Annotated in this window: 19 protein-coding genes and 2 tRNA genes; 15 read left to right on the forward strand and 6 right to left on the reverse strand. The window is 44.3% G+C overall.

The window, feature by feature from the left end:
- The first annotated feature begins 181 nt into the window (after positions 1 to 181).
- Positions 182 to 1084 carry a hypothetical protein gene (locus tag BM613_RS05825; protein ID WP_109430231.1) on the forward strand — a complete coding sequence of 301 codons (903 nt, stop codon included), beginning with the start codon at positions 182 to 184 and terminating at the stop codon, positions 1082 to 1084.
- 51 nt (positions 1085 to 1135) lie between these two features.
- Here BM613_RS05825 and BM613_RS05830 read toward each other — a convergent pair whose 3' ends face one another.
- Positions 1136 to 1516: a hypothetical protein gene (locus BM613_RS05830; protein WP_109430232.1), complete on the reverse strand. Its 381-nt coding sequence runs from the start codon at positions 1514 to 1516 to the stop codon at positions 1136 to 1138.
- 131 nt (positions 1517 to 1647) lie between these two features.
- Between BM613_RS05830 and BM613_RS05835 the strand changes: the two genes are divergently transcribed.
- The 10 genes from BM613_RS05835 (at position 1648) to BM613_RS05880 (ending at position 10972) form a co-directional block, all read left to right on the forward strand.
- Positions 1648 to 1722, forward strand: a tRNA-Ala gene (locus BM613_RS05835).
- Between the two features lie 6 nt (positions 1723 to 1728).
- Positions 1729 to 1805: transfer RNA gene (locus tag BM613_RS05840), tRNA-Asp, on the forward strand.
- 166 nt (positions 1806 to 1971) lie between these two features.
- Positions 1972 to 2676 carry a response regulator gene (locus tag BM613_RS05845; RefSeq protein WP_109430308.1) on the forward strand — a complete coding sequence of 235 codons (705 nt, stop codon included), beginning with the start codon at positions 1972 to 1974 and terminating at the stop codon, positions 2674 to 2676.
- Positions 2677 to 2688: 12 nt separating this feature from the next.
- Entirely contained in the window at positions 2689 to 4476 is a 1788-nt protein-coding gene (locus BM613_RS05850) for an ATP-binding protein (RefSeq protein ID WP_109430233.1), read from the forward strand.
- The gene (gene yycH / locus BM613_RS05855) at positions 4473 to 5789 is read left to right on the forward strand and encodes a two-component system activity regulator YycH (RefSeq protein ID WP_109430234.1); all 1317 of its coding nucleotides are present in this window, start codon (positions 4473 to 4475) and stop codon (positions 5787 to 5789) included. Before BM613_RS05850 ends, yycH begins: the two co-directional genes overlap by 4 nt.
- 3 nt (positions 5790 to 5792) lie before the next feature.
- Complete coding sequence (yycI, locus tag BM613_RS05860) at positions 5793 to 6650, forward strand: two-component system regulatory protein YycI (RefSeq protein ID WP_109430235.1); 858 nt, start codon at positions 5793 to 5795, stop codon at positions 6648 to 6650.
- Positions 6647 to 7492: an MBL fold metallo-hydrolase gene (locus BM613_RS05865; RefSeq protein ID WP_109430236.1), complete on the forward strand. Its 846-nt coding sequence runs from the start codon at positions 6647 to 6649 to the stop codon at positions 7490 to 7492. The genes yycI and BM613_RS05865 overlap by 4 nt, the downstream gene beginning before the upstream one ends.
- A 153-nt stretch (positions 7493 to 7645) precedes the next feature.
- Positions 7646 to 8944, forward strand: a complete 1299-nt coding sequence (locus tag BM613_RS05870) for a S1C family serine protease (RefSeq protein WP_109430237.1) — start codon at positions 7646 to 7648, stop codon at positions 8942 to 8944.
- 15 nt (positions 8945 to 8959) lie between these two features.
- Positions 8960 to 9424 carry a 23S rRNA (pseudouridine(1915)-N(3))-methyltransferase RlmH gene (gene rlmH / locus BM613_RS05875; protein ID WP_109430238.1) on the forward strand — a complete coding sequence of 155 codons (465 nt, stop codon included), beginning with the start codon at positions 8960 to 8962 and terminating at the stop codon, positions 9422 to 9424.
- A gap of 45 nt (positions 9425 to 9469) precedes the next feature.
- Entirely contained in the window at positions 9470 to 10972 is a 1503-nt protein-coding gene (locus BM613_RS05880) for a carboxypeptidase M32 (RefSeq protein ID WP_109430309.1), read from the forward strand.
- Positions 10973 to 11048: 76 nt separating this feature from the next.
- Here the strand turns inward: BM613_RS05880 and BM613_RS05885 are convergent, their stop codons facing one another.
- On the reverse strand, positions 11049 to 11702 hold the full coding sequence (locus tag BM613_RS05885; RefSeq protein ID WP_219930642.1) for an SGNH/GDSL hydrolase family protein: 654 nt from the start codon (positions 11700 to 11702) through the stop codon (positions 11049 to 11051).
- A gap of 207 nt (positions 11703 to 11909) precedes the next feature.
- On the opposite strand from BM613_RS05885, the gene BM613_RS05890 reads away from it, so the two are divergent.
- Positions 11910 to 12395 (forward strand): hypothetical protein, encoded by a 486-nt coding sequence (locus tag BM613_RS05890; protein ID WP_245926268.1) that lies wholly within the window; start codon positions 11910 to 11912, stop codon positions 12393 to 12395.
- 93 nt (positions 12396 to 12488) lie between these two features.
- On the opposite strand, the gene BM613_RS05895 is transcribed toward BM613_RS05890, so the two are convergent.
- The 3 genes from BM613_RS05895 to BM613_RS05905 form a co-directional block, all read right to left on the reverse strand.
- Positions 12489 to 13232 carry a hypothetical protein gene (locus BM613_RS05895; RefSeq protein ID WP_109430240.1) on the reverse strand — a complete coding sequence of 248 codons (744 nt, stop codon included), beginning with the start codon at positions 13230 to 13232 and terminating at the stop codon, positions 12489 to 12491.
- Positions 13233 to 13301: 69 nt separating this feature from the next.
- On the reverse strand, positions 13302 to 14498 hold the full coding sequence (locus tag BM613_RS05900) for a pyridoxal phosphate-dependent aminotransferase (protein ID WP_342767156.1): 1197 nt from the start codon (positions 14496 to 14498) through the stop codon (positions 13302 to 13304).
- Positions 14499 to 14578: 80 nt separating this feature from the next.
- Positions 14579 to 16642, reverse strand: a complete 2064-nt coding sequence (locus tag BM613_RS05905) for a transglycosylase domain-containing protein (protein WP_109430241.1) — start codon at positions 16640 to 16642, stop codon at positions 14579 to 14581.
- A gap of 152 nt (positions 16643 to 16794) precedes the next feature.
- Between BM613_RS05905 and speE the strand changes: the two genes are divergently transcribed.
- The 3 genes from speE to BM613_RS05920 are packed head-to-tail and all read left to right on the forward strand — an operon-like array spanning position 16795 to position 18929.
- Positions 16795 to 17628 (forward strand): polyamine aminopropyltransferase, encoded by an 834-nt coding sequence (gene speE / locus BM613_RS05910; RefSeq protein ID WP_109430242.1) that lies wholly within the window; start codon positions 16795 to 16797, stop codon positions 17626 to 17628.
- Positions 17625 to 18509, forward strand: a complete 885-nt coding sequence (gene speB, locus BM613_RS05915; RefSeq protein WP_109430243.1) for an agmatinase — start codon at positions 17625 to 17627, stop codon at positions 18507 to 18509. Before speE ends, speB begins: the two co-directional genes overlap by 4 nt.
- A 6-nt stretch (positions 18510 to 18515) precedes the next feature.
- On the forward strand, positions 18516 to 18929 hold the full coding sequence (locus BM613_RS05920) for a YwiB family protein (protein WP_109430244.1): 414 nt from the start codon (positions 18516 to 18518) through the stop codon (positions 18927 to 18929).
- Positions 18930 to 18950: 21 nt separating this feature from the next.
- On the opposite strand, the gene BM613_RS05925 is transcribed toward BM613_RS05920, so the two are convergent.
- Positions 18951 to 19934 carry an EcsC family protein gene (locus BM613_RS05925; RefSeq protein ID WP_109430245.1) on the reverse strand — a complete coding sequence of 328 codons (984 nt, stop codon included), beginning with the start codon at positions 19932 to 19934 and terminating at the stop codon, positions 18951 to 18953.
- Between the last annotated feature and the right edge of the window lie 34 nt (positions 19935 to 19968).

Here is a 19968-nt window from a genome sequence, read left to right on the forward strand (position 1 = left end):
CTCCCTTCTCTGACTTTGCGCTGGGTTGACACCTGTTTAGAATGTCCATTCCTACGCAGACTATGTAGAACAGAGGGGAGTTCAGACTAAAAATAAATCGTACTAATTACTATTTACAAAAGGAGGTTGATTGAGTATGATAGATAGCGTAATCATTTTAATCTAGAGGGGAGTGATCACGATGGATATTAATTTGTGGAATCCATCGGGACATTTGTCTGTTCTGGCTATTCTCATTACAGCATTGCTTTTAGGAATGGTACATGGCATAACGCCTGATGAGCATACGTGGCCGATCACATTTAGCTACTCTGTAGGCAGTTATTCGAGTCGTGGAGGACGCAAGATGGGATTTTTATTTTCACTTGCGTTTACTTTTCAGCGGGCACTTGCATCAGAACTCGCTTTTCTTGCATTGTCGCAATTTGAATTCGCGAATCGCTGGGGTTATGAGGTTTATTTTGTGGTAGGAATTGTAATGTGGTTATCAGGTTTATATATACTGAATCGCGGGACTGCATGGCATTTGTTTGATTTTGGACATCGTCATGCACACGCTCAGACTGCAGAACCTGCGCAAGAACCACGGCCTTTGCCGCGTTATATGCCTCTTGTACATGGCTTTATTGCCGGATGGGGAGTGGGTGCTTTTGCAGTCATCATTTATACAGTGTTAGCTCCACAAATGCCAACGGTATGGGTCGGCTGGGTTCCAGGTGCGCTTTTTGGACTGGGCACAATGCTTATGCAAGTCGTTCTTGGCGGATTATTTGGTGCCTGGATGAGCCGGAGGCACTTACCTGAATCAGTTCGTGTATATGTTGCAAGGAAGATGAGTGGTAGAACGTTAGCAGGTGGAGGCATTGGCTTTATCATCGTTGCCTTGTTAGGCATCTTATTTCCGACTGTCATCAGCAACCTTGCAGTTGTAACGCCATTACACATTCATAATTTGCACAACCTGGGTGTTGGCTTCTTTTTAGCGGTCATCTTACTTTTCTCTGTAGCAACATGGGCATTTTGGAAAAGTGTGCGCGAAGGTGCGCATTTGAGTGAGCGGCAAATTGCAAAAAGCCATGCATAAACTTTGTTGCTTACTTCGCGCACAAGCGGAGGAGGCATGGGTTGTAGGGAATTACGTGTATCCTCCAGCGCTCTTGATGATGTGAACGACGCGATCGACTAAATTTTCGGGGGCTACGACAGTGAGTCCCCAGTTGTAGCCTGTTACGATTCCAAAACCATCTGCCATCCCACTTGAAACTGGATCTGCAGCTTTTGCTATTCTTTGATTAAGCGATGTACTTCTCGTATTGCCTGTAAGGATCGCAAGGCTTGGGATGTCACCTGAAAGAGGATTGCGGATTTCTTCTCCTTCAAATGGTCCTTCAGTGATTTCATTAATTGCAACATCGCGAATACCTAGTGAGTGGATTTTTTTGGCTGCGCCCTCAGCTTCTTCACGCGATCGAAAAGACGATAAGACTGCGCGTGTATTTTTGGGGAGTGTTGTCATCTGGGACATCCTCTCTTATAGACTTGAGATGAAGTAAAGCTTCTCCTTCTTTGTGTACAAGCATGCATGGAAGACTTAGGGGTTGTAATTTAATTGTGAACCGTGTATACTACAACTTGTTTGAACAAGTCGGGACCGTAGCTCAATGGGAGAGCACTGCGCTGGCAGCGCAGGGGTTGTGGGTTCGAGTCCCATCGGTTCCACCATGAATTGGAACTGTGGTGTAGAGGCCTAACATGCCTGCCTGTCACGCAGGAGATCGCGGGTTCGAATCCCGTCAGTTCCGCCATAGATGCGCGGTAGCTTCTTCTAGATTCGGTTGAAGCTGCCGCGCTGTTTTCTATTCATGCTAAGGGTTCTCTCTATAGCACTTGTTATTTTAGGAGAGATTCGGATACGATATACGCAATCATACAAAAAGAGAAGTAAAAATTACAAAGATGGTGAGGTTGATTTTGATGCACCATATTTTGGTAGTAGATGATGAAGAGCCGATTGCTGATATTTTACGTTTCCAATTAGAAAAGGCAGGATATCGCGTGTCTGTGGCACAAGATGGTGAAGAGGCAGTTCGATTTTTGGAAAACCCAGCGCATGGAGTGGAACTTGTTCTGCTGGATCTGATGCTCCCCAAAAAGGATGGATTTGAAGTTTGTAAAGAAGTCAGGCAATTTTCGAGCGTTCCGATCATTATGTTAACTGCTCGCGATGCAGAATTAGATAAAGTACTCGGGTTAGAGCTTGGTGCAGATGACTATGTGACGAAGCCGTTTAGTGCACGTGAATTATTGGCCAGAGTTAAAGCGAATTTGCGGCGCCAAATCGTGTTACATGATGATGGGGATCTCGGTCGCAAAGAGCAACTCCAATATGGGGGGCTTATTATTGATCCAAAGACAATGCAAGTATTTCGAGATGGAATAGAAATTGTACTGACCCATCGAGAATTTGAACTTTTATTATATATGGCGCGACATCCTGGTGTAGTATACTCTCGCGAGCAATTATTGCAGGACGTTTGGGGATATGATTACCTTGGTGATGAACGCACAGTAGATGTTACCATTCGCCGGTTGAGAGAAAAACTAGAAGAAGATCCAAGTAATCCTGTTTATATATTGACGCGTCGCGGAGCGGGATACCTTTTTCGACGCAGTTAGGTGCAAAAAATCATGTGGCACAGTGTTCGGATCAAACTTACCATCGTCTATCTTTTGCTTATTTTATTTGCGATGGAGCTCATTGGCGCATATTTTATTCAGTCTTTGAATCGCTATTTCGTGAATAATTACATTAAGACCATCACGCATGAGGCACAACTTTTGGCGAATGTGGTCGGTCTTCCGTCTGCCTCTACAACTGGACAAACTATGCGCAACTTACGAAGTGTCTTACAGCCAGTCTCAGAAATCTCAGGTGCAACAGTATATGTATTAGATAAAGACGGGATTGTCATAGGTACTTCAGGAAATCCATATATCACCGGACAAAAACGGGTGGATCCAGAAGTAACGGGGGCTTTGCTAGGCTTAAAAACAGAAGAAATTGCCGTTAATCCACAAAATGGTCAACGCTATCTCTATTTGGCGGTCCCAATCCGAAATCATAGTGGAATTCGAGGAGCAGTCGAATTAGTCGCTCCGATGAATTCGATTTACCGCTCTATCTCCCGGGTAATTATTATTTTTGCGACAGGTACTCTTTTAGCTTTAGGCTTAACTGCATTATTAGCTGGAATTATTGCACGTACGATTACTGGTCCCATTACAGCGATCACAAGAACAGCAAGAGCGTTAGCGGGAGGGGACTTTAATCAGGTCGTAACAATTTATTCGAATGACGAAATCGGAGAATTAGGGACGACTTTTAATATGCTGACTCGTCGCTTAAAGCAATCAATGCGCAGCACAGAACAAGAGAAGCGCCGCTTACAGGCGGTTATGTCTACTATGAGTGATGGTGTGATTGCGATGAATGGGAGGGGTGATATCGTTCTTATTAATCCAGCTGCACAGAAATTTCTAAATCTTGACTCCTCGGTGATTGGCACTCATTTAACAAAGTTATTACCAGGCGTTTTTACAGAGGAGTCGCAACAATTAGTGGAGGTGAATGGACGGTTTCTGGCAGTCTCTATCATGGCCCTCTATCCAAGCATTGGTGGATTGTCTAAAGTGACAGAGAATCTTGAGGGGGAGGGGGAAGAAACGAGTGGCCGAGTTTTGGTCATGCGCGATGTCACAGAAGAGACGATTCTCGAAGCATCGCGCAAGCGGTTTGTGGCCGATGTTTCTCATGAGTTGCGTACTCCCTTAACAACGATTAAAAGTTACGAAGAAGCTCTGCTTGAGGGTGCAGTAGAAGACGTGGTTTTGGCGAAAAATTTCCTCGGTGTGATGAGTCGAGAAACCGATCGCATGATTCGCCTGATTCGCGATTTGCTTCAGTTGTCACGCTTTGATTCAGGCTATGAGGTTTTACGTCGGGAGATTGTTTCAACAGATGAATTAGTCAATCGCTTGGCAGAACGATTTGCTTTGATTGTCTATGAGGCGGAATTAAAATTTTTTACAGAAATTCTTGAAACTGCTTGGGTGCAGGTAGATCGTGATCGGATAGATCAAGTGCTAGACAATATTGTATCCAATTCTCTCAAGTATACACCGAAACACGGATCGATTTCGGTGCGGGCCGAACTCGATAACTCTGGTGAGAAAGTTGTTTTCATTTTGAAAGATACTGGGGTAGGAATACCGGCAAAGGAATTGCCGCATATCTTTGATCGTTTTTATCGCGTAGATAAGGCGCGCTCTCGACAATTAGGTGGTACTGGACTCGGCTTATCTATTGCTCGGGAAATTATTCAGGCTCATGATGGAGAAATTGAAGTTAAGAGTGAAGTCGGAAAGGGGACCACAGTGATTATTACACTTCCCAAATACGAGGGGGAAACTCCATGAGAATCCTTGCCAAGAATGTATTGGAAAGTGCAAAGACTATACTTCTGATCCTGTTAGTTCTATGTAGTATTGTGCTCTCAGGTATAGTCTGGACAGGTACACCAACAGAAATGACTGTAGGTCGGTCGCATTTTTTTTCAAGTCCATTGTATGGCCGCGAACGTTTGGTGAGCGATTTTGTTAAACCACAGGCAATTTGGGTTTGGACAAAAGACAACGAATTATTTCGGTTGAGTGGTGAAAGTGCAACGGCTCAAGGGATTTTTCAGTCATTACAAGGTGCTCACATGCGCTATGCACATCTCATAACAAACAAACGTTTCACAGTCCCTCCTATGGGTCCTTATATAGCGTTAGATTTTGGTCATTTATTAGCAGACGGATCACTTTGGTCTTATGCTTTTCCCACACTTCATACGAATGAAAACTGGTCTGTACAAGGGTGGGTTTACTTAGTTCCCGAAGTTTCATCGGAAGATTGGTCAGTCTATTTTCAAACCTCTCAAGGGATAGATCATTTGCTCCTATCAGGGGTAGCAAACACGTTGCGGTCAGCCCTTATTCCCAATGATCAATATGTACCTTATGCACAATTAGCGTACGACCATAAGTTATTCAATCTTCCCTATGATGCACTTTCTATGCGTTCACAAACATGGATTCTTGAAGATCCATCACCGATGCCGATTGTCAATTCATTCTTCCGAGATCCATCACTTATTCAAACTGTACAGGTGAATCGGGGGATGACTGTTTATACCGACGGTATGCATGTAGTACAACTATCACGGGAATTACTCGGTTTTAAATTGAATTATTGTGCTCCACAAGTACCATTGGCCCATTATGGAGAAACAATGGAAAATGCACTTACTACAGCAGTCCCCTTTCTCGATAGTCATGGCGGTTTTGTTGGGAATGAGGTGCTTGAACGAGTAAGTTCAGGAAAAAAACTTGACCCTGTCGCTCTTTCCTTTCGTGATGAAGTGGAAGGCTGGCCTCTTTACAGTCAATTGAACCAGATTCAAGTTCAACTGATCAATGGCAGTGTAAGCCATGTGACTCGCCTCCTATCCTATTTACAATCAGAAGTAGCACAACAACGAGTGACGATTCTTTCAGGGTCACAATTATTGCAAATCTTACAGACCATGCATCTCCATCAAATTCATTCCATCACTTTAGGATATGGCACGGAATTGCAAACCTTAAATGAAGTACAAGTGGTTCCTGTATATCAAATAAAGATGAGCCGACACACACTTTATCTAAATGCACAGACAGGTCAACCGTTCCAGGGAATGGGGATGTGACATATGGATTTTGGAAAGGTGAAGACACTTCTGATTGTTGTTTTTTTGATTTTAAACATGTTTCTCTTTGGACAGTGGTGGACACTTCAAACATCAGTTGGTATGTATCAAGAACCGTATGCCGATGAATTGGCAAATGTCACGAGGTCTTTAGCGGAACATCATGTAAGACTTCAAGCAATTGTTCCCAATATACAGCCGACACTTTCTATTCTCTCCGTTACACCACCTCGCGATCCGTTCGCAATCATTGCAGCGAAAGCACTTCAGGTGTCAGTAAATCAGGTGCGGGCGCGTGGAAAGAGTGGACAGAGGGTCCATCTTCCACAGGCAACATTTATGCAGACCTCACCAACGACGATGCAACTTTATTTATCCCCTTATGCACAGCCAGTCCTTCAATCTCGGCTCCCCATCGTCGATCAAATTAAAAGGTGGGTGAGCTTGCGTGCATACCATTTTAATGAATATAAATTTATCGGCTGGCATTCGTTGAATCAAGGTACACAAGCGGTCTTTCAGGAACAATTTCAGGGGAATCCTCTTATTTTGGCCCAACTACTCGTCGATATTAAATACGGGCATATCATAGGGTATACACAAACTTATTTAAATATAAAGGGAGTCATAGATCCTCGTCCGGTAATTAGTGCTGCGAATGCGCTTCTGTCAGTTTCGCTTTTCATGGACAAGGCACATATAAACGAGGATAATACGATTCGAGATGTTTTACTTGGTTATAGTACACAAGTGCAAGTGCACGATATAGGATACTTAACACCAGTCTGGTGGATAGAGACGGATTTAGGGGACTTTGTAGTCAATGCATTTACGGGCGAAGTAGGAGTGGAGAATGATTGAATTCACGAGAATTACAATTTAGTGTGTTAGCAAGTGGAAGTACAGGGAATGCAGTTTATGTGCAAGCTGGAGATACAAAGATTTTGATCGATGCAGGCATTGGAATTCGCCAATTGCAGGCCTCCTGTAGTGAAATTGGGGTCGATCTGACAACACTTGATGCGGTTCTTGTAACTCATGAACATAGTGATCATGTGAGAGGGCTTGCTTCCTTGCTACGTAAGGTATCTGTTCCAATTTATACCTCACAAGGGACATGGAGTAAGATCGCATCGTTTTGGCGAGAAGAAGAACAAGTGATGGCGCGAATGGTTCGAGCGAATGTTGCATTTTCACTGGGGGAATTAGTACTCGAACCATTTTCTCTCTCGCATGATGCAGAAGAGCCGCTTGGGTTTTGTGTCTATGGAAATGGGAGAAAATTTGTGTTAGCAACAGATCTCGGATACGCCAGCGATCATGTGAAAGCGTTAGCTTATGGAGCGGATGTTTATGTTTTGGAGGCGAATCACGATGTGGAGTTATTGCGTGCTGGACCGTATCCTTGGCATCTTAAACGCCGTATTTTAGGTGACAAAGGACATCTATCGAACGATAGTGCAAGTGATTTTTTACGGGATGTATTGACAGATGATGCGAGGTCAGTTTTTTTGGCTCACTTAAGTCAGGAAAATAACCGCCCAGAACTTGCACATCGTACGGTTCAAAAGGCAATTGCTGATCTGCCTGTTGTAGCGAATGGAGGCCTTGAGCTAAATTTAACCTATCCAGATCGTCCAACTCCACTTCTTAAGGTATCTGAAGCAAATCGAATTTCTCAGTTTAAAATTAAATCTCAATGAGTATTACTTGTTTGTTTTGGATAATATGTGACAATGGGAAGTTAAGGTTATGTGACATCCATGATAAATGGATTGAGTTGAATTATAGTTAATGGTTATAATTTGTCTCAGTCGGGGTAATGACACCATTTAGCAGAATGAGGAGGAGCCGAAATGGGATTTTATGATGATGGCCAATTTCGCAGTGCGAAAAATCGCGGGCCAGGTTCAAGCTCACTACTAAGGTGGATCGCCGTGGTGGTTGTCTCTGCCGTGATCGGATCTGCGACAACACTTGCAGCGGTACCGATGATGATTCAGGCAAATGTCATTCAAGCACCTGCTGTTTCAAATCCAAATCTTGAAAATATGAGTTATCACAATTTGCAGCCAGTTTCTGTTCAGATTAATGATGCAATTGTACAAGCAGTAAAAAAGGTTCGTCCTTCCGTTGTAGGGGTTGTAAACTATCAAATGTTGCCAAATGGAGGGGTCGGTACCTACACCTTGCAAGAAGAGGGTGTAGGTTCAGGAGTTATTTTTAGTCCCAAAGGATATATTGTGACGAACTATCATGTCGTCCAGGGCGCCTCGAAGGTTGAGGTAGTCATTCTAAAAAAATATCATGTGTATGCTAAAGTGGTTGGCTATGATCCATACACAGATCTTGCCGTGCTAAAAGTGCCTTCTACGTATATTCAGCCACAAGACGTTGCGCAATTTGGAAATTCAGCGACGCTTCAGGCGGGGGAACCTGCGATTGCAATCGGCAATCCTGCTGGTCTTGATTTTGCCGATTCGGTGACGACCGGCGTGATTAGTGCCACTCAACGCACGATGCCAGTAATCGATGAGGCAACAGGTAACGTAATTGGTGAACAGACAGAATTGCAAACAGATGCAGCCATTAATCCTGGGAATAGTGGGGGCCCTTTGTGTAATATCTTGGGACAAGTAATTGGGATTAACAATTCTAAAATTGTAGCCCATGGGTTTGAAGGAATGGGTTTTGCGATTCCAATTAATGAGGTACGTACGATCATTGATCAAATTCTCACAACAGGTCATGCGATTCATGCAGCGATTGGCGTGGAAGGAGAATCTTTATCTGCTGTTCCAGCAGAATACCAACCGAATGTTCCTGTAGATTATGGAGTTTGGATTGTGAAAGTAGTGAGTCCAGAAGCAAAAGCGGGTGGACTTCAGCATGGCGATGTGATCGTAGCCGTAGATAGTCATAAAGTTACAGGGATCACATCTTTGCGCTCAATCCTATGGAAATATTATCGACCTGGACAGAACGTGACGATTACAGTGTATCGCGATCAACAGAAACTAAATCTCACAGTGAAACTCGGAGAGTTACCACCTCCCACAAATCCATCTTCAAGTAGCTCTCAAAATCCAGGCATGCAAGGTTCACCTGGTGGTAGCAGTATCAATCCATTTGACCCATTTGGAGCTGGAAATTGATCGAGGAGATTCAATGTGCAGATCACAGTTATTGCAGTAGGGAAATTAAAAGAAAAATACTGGAAAGAAGCGCAGGCGGAGTATCTCAAAAGGTTACTCCCCTACGCTTCTTTATCTGTGCTTGAAGTCGAGGATGAAGCGGACGAAGGGGATCCTGCTCGTATAAAAAAACAAGAAGGAGCACGGATAACAGCTAAACTGAAAGAACGCGATTTTGTCATTGCACTTGAGATTCAAGGAGTATCCTGCACATCTTTGCAATTTGCTAAAAAGTTACAAGAAAGTTTTGCGCAAGGATTTAGTCGGTATGTGTTTGTGATCGGTGGTTCTCAGGGTTTGGATGATGCGATCGTCCAGCGTTCTCATTGGCGGTTTTCAATGTCTCCTCTTACTTTTCCTCACCAAATGGCAAGAATCATCTTGCTTGAACAATTGTATCGCGGATTTCGAATTGTGACAGGTGCGCCGTATCACAAGTAAAGATGGTATGATAAGGGTGTATTCTACGAGGAAGGGTGAATGTGGATGAATCAGGATGAGCTCATTCAACAATTTCGGTCTTATCTGAAGAAAATGACGGATTATCAAAGTGCAATTGCCCTTCTCGAATGGGATGCACGCACGCATATGCCTAAAAAAGGGATTCAAGGTCGCTCTCAAGCGATCGCAACACTATCTGGTGAAGTGTTTCGTATGAGTGTGTCAGATCAAATGGAAAGATTTATCGAGCCATTGAGTGTACATGTTGATTCATTAGATCAAGTTACTCGGCGTTTGGTAGAGGAAACAAAAAAGACGTATGACCGGAGCAAAAAAATTCCACCTGAACGCTACGAAAAGTTTGTTGCACTCACTTCAGAAGCTGAATCGATTTGGGCTGATGCACGAGAGCAAAATGACTTTTCGATGTTTGCTCCCTATCTTGAGAAGATTGTTGAGATGACCAGAGAATTTGTCGATTATTGGGGATATCAGGAACATCCATACAACACATTGCTTGATCAATACGAGGAAGGAATGACGGTGTCCGTTCTTGATGAACTTTTTGCAGGTCTGCGTAAAGATACCGTCGCATTATTAAATCAAATAGAAACGAAACCGATCCCGAATACGGCAATTTTAGAGCGTTATTATGATCCAGAGAAGCAAAAAGCGTTTAGTGAATTTATATTGCGGGAGATGGGATATGATTTTGATGCGGGTGCTCTTGACGAAACAGCTCATCCTTTTGCGACTGGAATTGCAGCTGGTGATGTAAGAGTCACAACGCACTACTATCCACACTTTTTCAATGCTGCCATTTTTGGATCGATTCATGAGGGTGGGCATGCTCTTTACGAGCAAGGAATCTCCGTTGAATTAATTGGAACGCCACTACATACAGGCACTTCGATGGGGATTCATGAATCACAATCGCGATTTTGGGAGAACATTATTGGTAGAAGTTATGAATTTTGGCAGTGTTATTATGGAGATTTACAAAAGTACTTTCCCGAAGCGTTAAGCGATGTGACGCTTGATCAATTTTATGCTGCCATCAATACCGTACGCTCTTCACTGATTCGTATTGAAGCTGATGAAGTGACGTATAATCTGCATATTATGCTGCGTTATGAACTGGAAAAGCGGCTCATTGCAGGGGAATTAGCTGTGAAAGATCTACCGGAAATTTGGCGTGAATCTATGAAGACGAATCTTGGGATTGTCCCGTCAACAGACGCTGAAGGGGTATTGCAGGATGTACACTGGTCAGGTGGAATGTTTGGCTATTTCCCCTCGTATGCACTTGGCAATATTTACGCTGCGCAATTTACTCGCGCATTAGAACGCGATTTACCGGATTTTAGGGATCGTATTCGCCATGGTCGACTCCATGAGATTCGTCAATGGCTAGGGCAAAACATACATCAATATGGAGCGCTATTAAAACCAGCTGAGATCCTTAGACAAGCAACTGGAGAAACGATTGATGCACAGCCGCTAGTTGCTTATTTTAAGCAGAAATTTTCACAACTGTATCATTTATAATCTTTGGAAATTGGTGCGGAGGACCGATCAGTTCAGGTCCTCTTTTTCGTACAATTTATGAGTAGACCGATGGAGGTTAAGGAAGGACAGAAGCGAAAACTTCGGCGATTACTTGGTGCCCCCGTGCGTTCGGGTGGATTGGGAAGGTGACTCCCTGTCGTCCGGGTTTTCCAGCTATGCCACCTGAATAGCCTTCTATTAGTATGGGTTGTTTACCTGAAAAAGCAGAGTAGATGGGTGCGATGAGAGCACCTACTGCGTGTGCACTTGGAATGACAACAAGATCGTTATAGAGACGAACAACCGTTTCTGCAAGATCCGTTGCTGGATATGGGTTATAAATTGTTCCAACCGCTATGGGGGTTGTCGTGCGCTTCTTCATCTCAATAAGAGTTTTCATGTATTCAAATTTACTACTAGTAAGGGCTAGCTCAATTTCTTTTTCATTTTGAGATAATAGAATAGGTAAATCATCGATGAGGTCATCCCCCCCAATTAGTAGACAAATCGAAGCAGCATCCACAAGGCTTTCTGCAAATGCTTCATTATAAATCAATGCACTTTGTAGGGCAAACGTAGTCATCCCGGATTGTCCTAGGTTAAAAAAAGGTAACGCGACAGATTTCCTTTTTTGCGCTAATAAAGTTGCTAATTGTGGAACAAAACCGTGCCCAAGAGGGGCTCCGTACCCTGCGACGATGGAATCTCCGTATGCTGTTAAATGCTTCATGAGAATCGATCCTTTACTATAGAAGTTATACATTACCTTATTCTTGGAAATACAAAAATGGCAAGGCAATTGTCGAGTATCAGTTATAACAGATAAGGCTTTGCGAAAGTTACAAGAAAATCGTAATTCGCCCGCACGTGCTGAGTCCTCGTTTCATATGGTGTACGGTAGTCTTACTGGCGACTTTGTAGGAGCGGAGGATCAGACATGCCAAAAAATATGAAGCATGCGCAGGGACAAAAACGTCAACCTAAGTTGCGTAAAGCAGCACAGACAGCAGACAAAGCGAAAGCAGCGGCTAGCCCATCGGTTGCACAGGAGACAAGCGTCCAATCCCCGGCAATGACTTCACAAGCTGATGCATCGACAGGATCACTCGATACATTAAAAGAAAATATCAAGCGGATTGATAAGCATAATCTCTTTGATGCACTGAAGCGCGTAAAAGATATGAAACCTGAACAATGGCGGGACCCCAATGTGGTTCGAGAACTCACGCAAAATTTAGCGCAAGATATTGGAGTGAAAGTTGATCCAAAACGCATTGACGCATTTATGAATGCTTATACAGATGTAACGAAAAATGCAGATGACAAGGGGCCCACTGTTTCGGTTGAAGAAATAGCGAAGAAATATGGGGGCAGTCACGTAGATGAAAAGACGATCAAGGAGATCAAAAAGTTTGTCAAATAGAGTACGGAGCCACTCCTCATTTGCTGGAGTGGCTTCTTCAATAGGTCAGATGTTGAAATCGGTAAAGAGGCAACAAAAAATCGGTAGGCCCATTTATATGGGCCTACCGCCTGGCGGCATACCATAAGGAGGTCCCATTGCCGAATGTGGAGATACGGGCGTATTGTATGGTGTTGTTGCGGGTGGCAGAGCAGGTACTTCTGCCTCATGAGACGGGGGAGTGCTATGTTCTGCGGATTTGGTAGCGCTAGTAGATTCACTATTGCCGCCCAGTTTTTTAAATACAGAGTTGCCTAGTGGTGAATTCATCAGCGCCATCAAAATACTCGTGAGATCTGCTGTACTCAAATTTTTCCCCTTTGATTCGGCGAGCTTTTTTAAAACTCCAGATTCTTGTAAAGAATTTGCAGTAATAAATAGTGTATCCAATAAGTTATCTGCTTGCTGTACGTATTTTGCGACTTGTTTTGACCACCCGCGCAATGTGGAAATGGTATTCATCGATTCTTGGAAATTCTTTGGCGATAACATGTTTCCTAGTCCATTGCCAAGAGCGTCGGTTGGGGTATTTTTTGTGTCAGGTAACGATCCTGGTCTTTTTTTATTTTTATTTCCACTTTTTGCAGGAACGCCAGCTCGTTTTGGGCTCACTTTTTGTTGTCTACTCCCACGCGGCGGTTGTGGACTCTGCGTTTTCATAAGTTGTAACTCGCGTGTTAGTAAGGCTCGTTCCCGTGCATAAAATGGTGTAGTTGGATCTAGGCGTTGCAACTGATCTTGCAAGTGTCGCACACGCTGTTCGTTGGTTTCTCTTTTGCCGTCACTTGTTCGCGCCATGAGAAACCCACCCCCATTATTTGTGACATTCTGTCACATCATATGAAGGTGGGAAAGGGTTTGTGAAGACTATTCCAGATGGTCAAAGAAAGTCCTTAGTCTATCAGCTGCAATCTCAAGATTTGTAAGAGACGTAGCATACGAAATACGGAAATTATTGGGCGCTCCAAATCCAGTTCCTGGTACAACCGATAGATGCGCATCGGTGAGTAAGTATTCACATAATTGATCTACGGATTCAATGACATGTTTCTCACCGTTTGGACGAGTCAATTTGCGGCCAATCACGCCACTTGCTTTAGGGAAAACATAAAATGCACCTTCAGGTTTCACACATTCAATTCCTTCTAAACGTGAGAGGGCTGAAACGATAAAATCGCGTCGTTTTCGATACTCTGTCACAGTGCTTCGATCAAATGTACCGAGCGCACCCAGTGCTGCTTTTTGTGAAATCGAAGAGGGATTCGCTGTTGTATGTGATTGAAAGCTTGACATGGCCTGAATGAGGTGTTCAGGTGCAGCGACATACCCTACTCGCCATCCCGTCATGGCAAATGTCTTTGAAAATCCATTGACCACAAAGGTGCGATCCCGCATCACTGGAATGCTTGCGATACTATAATGAGAGACATCATAGGTGAGTTGTTCGTAGATTTCATCGCTGATTACGTAAATTTCATATCGGGCGAGGACGTCAGCTAGTGCTTGAATTTCCTCTGGCGTATAGACTGTACCTGTTGGATTACTTGGTGAGTTTAAAAGAATGGCTTTTGTTTTATTTGTAATGGCTCGCTCTACTTGTTCGGGCGTAATCTTGAACTGCGTCGATTCGTCGGTGAAAAGAGGAACTGGGATCCCTTCACATAGACGAATTTGCTCTGGGTAACTTACCCAATAAGGCGTAGGTAAAAGCACTTCATCCTGAGGATCAAGAATCGTCATGAAAATATTGTAAAGTGATTGCTTGGCTCCCGAGGATACGATGATTTCGTTTGCTGTATATTTCAGTTCATTTTCTTCGAACAACTTTTTGGCGATCGCCTGGCGAAGTTCTAGAATTCCACTGACTGCTGTGTATTTTGTAAAATGTGCGGTAATTGCAGCGATGGCTGCAAGAGAAGCTTGGTCAGGCGTCGCGAAATCCGGCTCACCGACACTGAGATTGATGACATCCACTCCACTGGCTACAAGCGCCTTTGTTTTCGCATCAATCGAAAGTGTTGGGGAAGGGGAGATCGCACGCGCGCGTTTTGACAGATCGAGCATAATCCCTCTCTCACACCCCATGTCTAAATAGTTACACTTCATTTTAACATACTTTCTCTGTACAGATCGCCGAGTTCTCTTTATCCGTGAAGAAAACGCCAGATCGATTGAAGCAGTTGGTGAAAATTTTGTCCAAGCCCAGTATGAGGATCTGGATGTTTAAAACATGTGCGGGTAGGTTCAGTTCCCATTGCGAATACATCTTGTTCAGTTATGGGGCAAGAAGAAGTAGCTTGTTGACCAGTTTCTGGATCAATTTTCACGCGAATTGCACCCGCAGGTAAGGAAAAGGTTCCTTGAGAAGATTCGGCGTAAGCCGCTCGCATGACCGATGCAAAGATAGGTGCAGCAGCGTGTGCTTCAATCGCGTTAAGAGGGTGCATATGATCATATCCAACCCACACGGCGCATACCGTTTTAGGCGTGTAGCCGACCATCCAAGCGTCCGTGTCTGTTGTGCCGGTTTTTGCAGCAATTGGCCCCGGAATCATGTGTTTGACGCGATAGCCAGTGCCGCCTGGTTGCATGACACTCTGCAACATATCGGTAATGATCGCACAAGTAACAGGTGATTCTACGAGTAATCGCTGTGAGGATTGGTGATAGATGACGCTCCCTGTCGCATCGCGAATCGACGTGAAATAATGGGGTTGTATGAGGAAACCTCCATTTGCAAAAACGGCATAGGCGCGTGCCAAGTCATAGACAGACACGGGGAAAACGCCAAGGGCAAGCGATGGATAAGGATGCATATTCATAGGCAAACCTAAACGCTCTGCCGATTCAATGACATGATAGGGACCAACGCGCATGTTTGTACTGACGGCAAATACATTGTCAGAGTGAGCGATCGCTTGCTTCATATCAATTTGTCCATAAGTGTAGTCATCCGCGAAATTGTGAACGGTATAAGTGCGATCCCCGTCATAGTGAAAGGTCGTGGGGGCACTTTTCATGTGCAAAGCAGCTGTGTATCCCCGATCTAATGCGGTAATGTACACAAAAGGTTTAAATGTAGATCCCGGCTGTCGCATAGCGTGAACGCGATCATATGGACTTTCTAGATAGTTTGTGCCTCCACTGTATGCCTCGATTGCTCCTGTTGTGGGGTCCATGGCAATGGCTGCTACTTGCAGTCCTGTATGAGCTGGGATATAGTGCTTAATTGCATCATCGAGCGCTTTTTGTATGTTTTGATTCAGCGTAGATTGAATTGAGAGACCTCCACGGGATAACGCGCTTTTTTGTAGATGCAGTTGATGTTCCACAGCTGTAGTAGCTGCAGTCATAAAATATGGAGCGAATGTTTCTTTCATGCGATGTGTTGCATAGTGTAGCGGGGCTATAAATGCTGCATGTGCGGCACTCTTAGTTAAAAAACCGGTGCGAACCATGGCTTCTAACACTTCGCGCTGGCGATGTTTTGCAGCTACTGGGTTTACAAATGGAGAATAGAGACTGGGTCCTTTCGGTAATCCGGCGAGCAATGCGCTTTGTGCGAGGTCAAGTTGTGCTACAGGTCGACCAAAATAAACCTCTGAAGCTGCTTCTACTCCAGTGGCACCTTCACCATAATAAATGACGTTGAAATAGTCAGTAAGAATTTTTTGCTTTGAGTAGTGCCATTCCAAATCGAGTGCATAGAGCGCCTCTTGAAGTTTCCGCCATAAGGTGCGGTCGCTTGATAGGAAAAGATTTTTCGCGAGTTGCTGTGTGATGGTGGAACCTCCTTGGACCACATGGCCGGCGATCAAGTCAGCGACAAATGCGCGCGCAATGCCTTTAAAATTTAATCCGCGATGACGATAGAAAGAGGCATCTTCAATGGCAATGGTTGCTTCTTGTAGAGCTAGCGGGATATCTTTTAGCGACACTTGCATGCGTGCAGGTTGGTCGGAGAGTTGTCCAATCTTCTGTCCATCCTGTGAAAAAACTTGCGAAGGTTCATCGAGTAACTCAGGCAGTGGGATATGGTGCAGCACATATCCTACGGCAGTTCCGACACTTACCATTGTAAGAAACGCAAGTGAAAAATAGCGGGTATATTTAGGAGCTCGTTGTCTCTGTTCCACCCACCATATTTTAAATAGTTGTGTGCGTAAGGCTAGCGCAGATTTAGGTAGAGTTTTTGGAGGTTTACTCAAAGCTTGTTGCCTCCCTTCACTTTCGTATCCAGTATCACCCAGATGATTTTCCTTCAAACTGGGGGAAAGGTGAAAGGAGTGTGAAGTGCTCGTTTATTTTGGCCAACTAAATGATATAATACGGACGAATTGCTCAAAAGGAGTGGTATTTTATGGATCTTTGGTTTACGGAAAAGCAAACAGAGGATTATGGAATTACGGCCAAGATAACAAAGACGTTACACACAGAACAAACTGAGTTTCAAGATCTTGCAGTCATTGAAACGAATGAATGGGGACGAATGCTGGTTTTAGATGGTTGTGTGATGACGACCATCCGTGATGAATTTGTCTATCACGAGATGATTGCACATGTTGCTTTGTCTGCACATCCAAATCCGCAAAAAGTGCTAGTAGTTGGTGGTGGAGATGGAGGCGTAATGCGTGAAATTATTAAGCACGCTACAGTTCAAAAAGCTGTCTTAGCAGAGATTGACGGACGCGTGATTGAAGTTGCAAAACAGTTTCTTCCAGAAATTGCGGTTGCATTAACTGATCCACGCGTAGACGTACAGGTTATTGATGGAATTGCACACGTAAAAGAACATAAAGAAGAATATGATGTCATTATTGTCGATTCCACAGACCCTATTGGTCCAGCTGTGGGACTTTTTGCAAAGGAGTTTTATCAAAGTATCTATGAAGCATTAAAACCAGACGGCATCTTCGTTGCTCAAAGCGAATCGCCTTTTATGCACAGTGAATTGATTCAACGTGTACAAAATGACGTCTCAGATCTTTTTCCCATAACTAAACTATATGTGGCGTCGATACCAACTTATCCGAGTGGACTGTGGAGTTTTACAATTGGCTCAAAGCGCTACGATCCAGCGCAAATTGCAGATGAAAAGCGGGCAGACGGGTTATCTACACGCTACTATACGAAGGCGTTGCATCAAGCTGCCTTTGTTTTGCCGGCATTTGTTAAAGAGTTGGTGAAAGCATGAAGGAGCTATCACACAAAAAACCTTTTGATCCTGCTTATTCGGGAAATTCATTTATCGGTTCGACAGATACCTATGATTCTGCACGGGCAGTGATTTATGGGATGCCAATGGATTGGACGACGTCGTTTCGACCTGGGACAAGACTTGGACCGCAACGGATTCGTGAAGTGTCAATTGGACTTGAAGAATACAGTCCGTACTTGGACCGACATTTAGAGGATGTTTCCTATATAGATCTAGGAGATATTCCATTGCCCTTTGGCAACCCCGTGCGAAGTCTAGAGATGATTGAACAATATGTTGGGAAATGGCTTGATGATGGGAAGTTGCCTTTTGGGCTCGGTGGGGAGCACTTAGTCACGCTGGGAGCTGTGCGTGCAGTATTTTCACGCGTACCTAATTTGCACATTTTGCACTTTGACGCACATACTGACTTGCGCGATGAATATGAGGGAGAAGCGATGTCTCACTCGGCGGTGATGAAAAAGATCGCGGAGTTCATAGCGCCAGATCGCATTTACCAATTTGGCATACGCTCAGGTACGCGCGAAGAGTTTTCCTATGCGCGGGAAAATACGAGATTTTTCCCATTTGAAGTCCTAAAGCCGCTTCAACAAGTTCTGTCAGAGATCGGTCATAAACCTTGTTATATAACGGTTGATATTGATGTTTTAGACCCTGCCTTTGCTCCAGGGACAGGGACAGCAGAAGCTGGCGGAATTAGTTCTAAGGAACTGCTTTCCGCACTTCATGCCATGCGTGAATTGGAAGTGGTGGGATTTGATTTGGTCGAAGTAGCCCCCGTCTTAGATCCTACAGAACAAACGCAAATTGTTGCCGCGAAACTTTTGCGCGAAGCTTTGCTAACGTTTATTCAATAAACAGAAATGAATAAAACAGGGAAAATAAAAATTTTGTCGAATGCAGCGGGGGCCATTGAAACTCCACTATGCATGGAGCGAACTGGAGTGGGTGGATATTACCGCGCACATTATACCGAAGTGGCGCAAGGAATGGAAGGAAGCCATACACTGATCGAAGTAGACCTCTCCGATCCTCATACTCCTAAGATGCTCATGACACGTCGTGGAGCGGTGGAATCAGAACAAAGTTTTATTCTTGGCACGAGTACAAAAGGGTATTATCAAGTAGTTAGTGGCAATTTGGCATTTGATATTGAAACAAGAAGACTGCGGGCGAAGACGGATTCCCGCAGTCTTTGGATTGAATTAGAGGCCACTTTTACCTTTTCACAAGTCGAGAAGATTCCTTTTACAGCACAAATAGAACTCACTTGGTGACGCTGTGAGGGAAGACAGGAATCAATTCTCATTAGCGCTTGTCATTACAGAGTAAAATTGCTTTGCTTCCTCTTTTTTAGCGGAGTTTGTATAAACTTGTTCTTCTCGTCTTGTGATTTCCTCTTCCCCATAGCGTTCGATGAGGTGCTGGCGCTGAAAATACCGACTCGCCTGAAGATAACTTGCTTGTGCGAACGCAGCATGAATGGAACCTTGTACTGCTGCTCCCGCGATCGGCAGCAACAAGGTTCCTTGTTGTTCTAAAAGACCTATCGCGAGTCTTGTTGCGATCAGATCGACGAGTTGACCCACAGCTGGAAAAGACAGAGCGACGGTCCGAAGCGAAATGTGTTCTCCTACTGATTTGACAAATGTAAATCCAGCTTCTCGTAAAGCCAAGTGGGCACTCATCTTAGCTAAAATGAGATCGGTATCCGCAGTGATGGGAGCCATTGCGACCAGGAGGTGCGGGAGGTCTTCGGGCGTATGAAGGGTATATCCATAACTATAACCTGTCTCCACAGTGCACTGGGCCATCAGTCGCAAGGTTACATAGAGATCAGCTACAATCGCAGGAGCAATCAGGCCTTGCAGTCCAGGGACCAATCCTAAAGCAGAAGTGAGCAATCCTGCGGCTGCCCCTTGCGCAGTAAATGTTCTGCGAGTTGTCCGAAAGAGACGTTCTGCAGTTGCATCTTTTACATCTAAAGGGAGCATGCGAATGTCGGTAGGGGTTGAGGCATGACTTCCAAAGTCGCGTAAAATGACCTCAACCCGCTCAAATTGGCGTGCTGTGGAAGCCTGCTCTAATGCTGTATAGATCGCGCCACGCGCAAAATCAGTTATGCGTTCAGCAAGTTTTGGTTGCATGCGTTTCGTTACAGCTGAAACAAAATGAAGCAGGCGGCCTGTCTGTTGAGTCAAGCGTTGAGTAAATTGAACTGTAAAAGGGGGTTCAGCAGTCACTGACCAAGAAGCCAGTACTTGCTCTTCATATGGTGTCATTTGCAGGCCCCTCCTCGCATCAAAAGTTGTCTCC

Origin of the sequence: Sulfoacidibacillus thermotolerans, from assembly GCF_003144315.1 — a bacterium.
Lineage (GTDB): Bacteria > Bacillota > Bacilli > Alicyclobacillales > SLC66 > Sulfoacidibacillus > Sulfoacidibacillus thermotolerans.

Coding starts and splice junctions, on each gene's coding strand:
- BM613_RS05895 (WP_109430240.1), bottom strand. CDS start 13,232: ATGGCGCGAACAAGTGACGGCAAAAGAGAAACCAACGAACAGCGTGTG.
- BM613_RS05920 (WP_109430244.1), top strand. CDS start 18,516: ATGAATAAAACAGGGAAAATAAAAATTTTGTCGAATGCAGCGGGGGCC.
- BM613_RS05830 (WP_109430232.1), bottom strand. CDS start 1,516: ATGACAACACTCCCCAAAAATACACGCGCAGTCTTATCGTCTTTTCGA.
- BM613_RS05880 (WP_109430309.1), top strand. CDS start 9,470: ATGAATCAGGATGAGCTCATTCAACAATTTCGGTCTTATCTGAAGAAA.
- speE (WP_109430242.1), top strand. CDS start 16,795: ATGGATCTTTGGTTTACGGAAAAGCAAACAGAGGATTATGGAATTACG.
- BM613_RS05825 (WP_109430231.1), top strand. CDS start 182: ATGGATATTAATTTGTGGAATCCATCGGGACATTTGTCTGTTCTGGCT.
- BM613_RS05850 (WP_109430233.1), top strand. CDS start 2,689: ATGTGGCACAGTGTTCGGATCAAACTTACCATCGTCTATCTTTTGCTT.
- speB (WP_109430243.1), top strand. CDS start 17,625: ATGAAGGAGCTATCACACAAAAAACCTTTTGATCCTGCTTATTCGGGA.
- BM613_RS05900 (WP_342767156.1), bottom strand. CDS start 14,498: ATGCTCGATCTGTCAAAACGCGCGCGTGCGATCTCCCCTTCCCCAACA.
- BM613_RS05885 (WP_219930642.1), bottom strand. CDS start 11,702: ATGAAGCATTTAACAGCATACGGAGATTCCATCGTCGCAGGGTACGGA.
- yycH (WP_109430234.1), top strand. CDS start 4,473: ATGAGAATCCTTGCCAAGAATGTATTGGAAAGTGCAAAGACTATACTT.
- BM613_RS05925 (WP_109430245.1), bottom strand. CDS start 19,934: ATGACACCATATGAAGAGCAAGTACTGGCTTCTTGGTCAGTGACTGCT.
- yycI (WP_109430235.1), top strand. CDS start 5,793: ATGGATTTTGGAAAGGTGAAGACACTTCTGATTGTTGTTTTTTTGATT.
- BM613_RS05890 (WP_245926268.1), top strand. CDS start 11,910: ATGCCAAAAAATATGAAGCATGCGCAGGGACAAAAACGTCAACCTAAG.
- BM613_RS05870 (WP_109430237.1), top strand. CDS start 7,646: ATGGGATTTTATGATGATGGCCAATTTCGCAGTGCGAAAAATCGCGGG.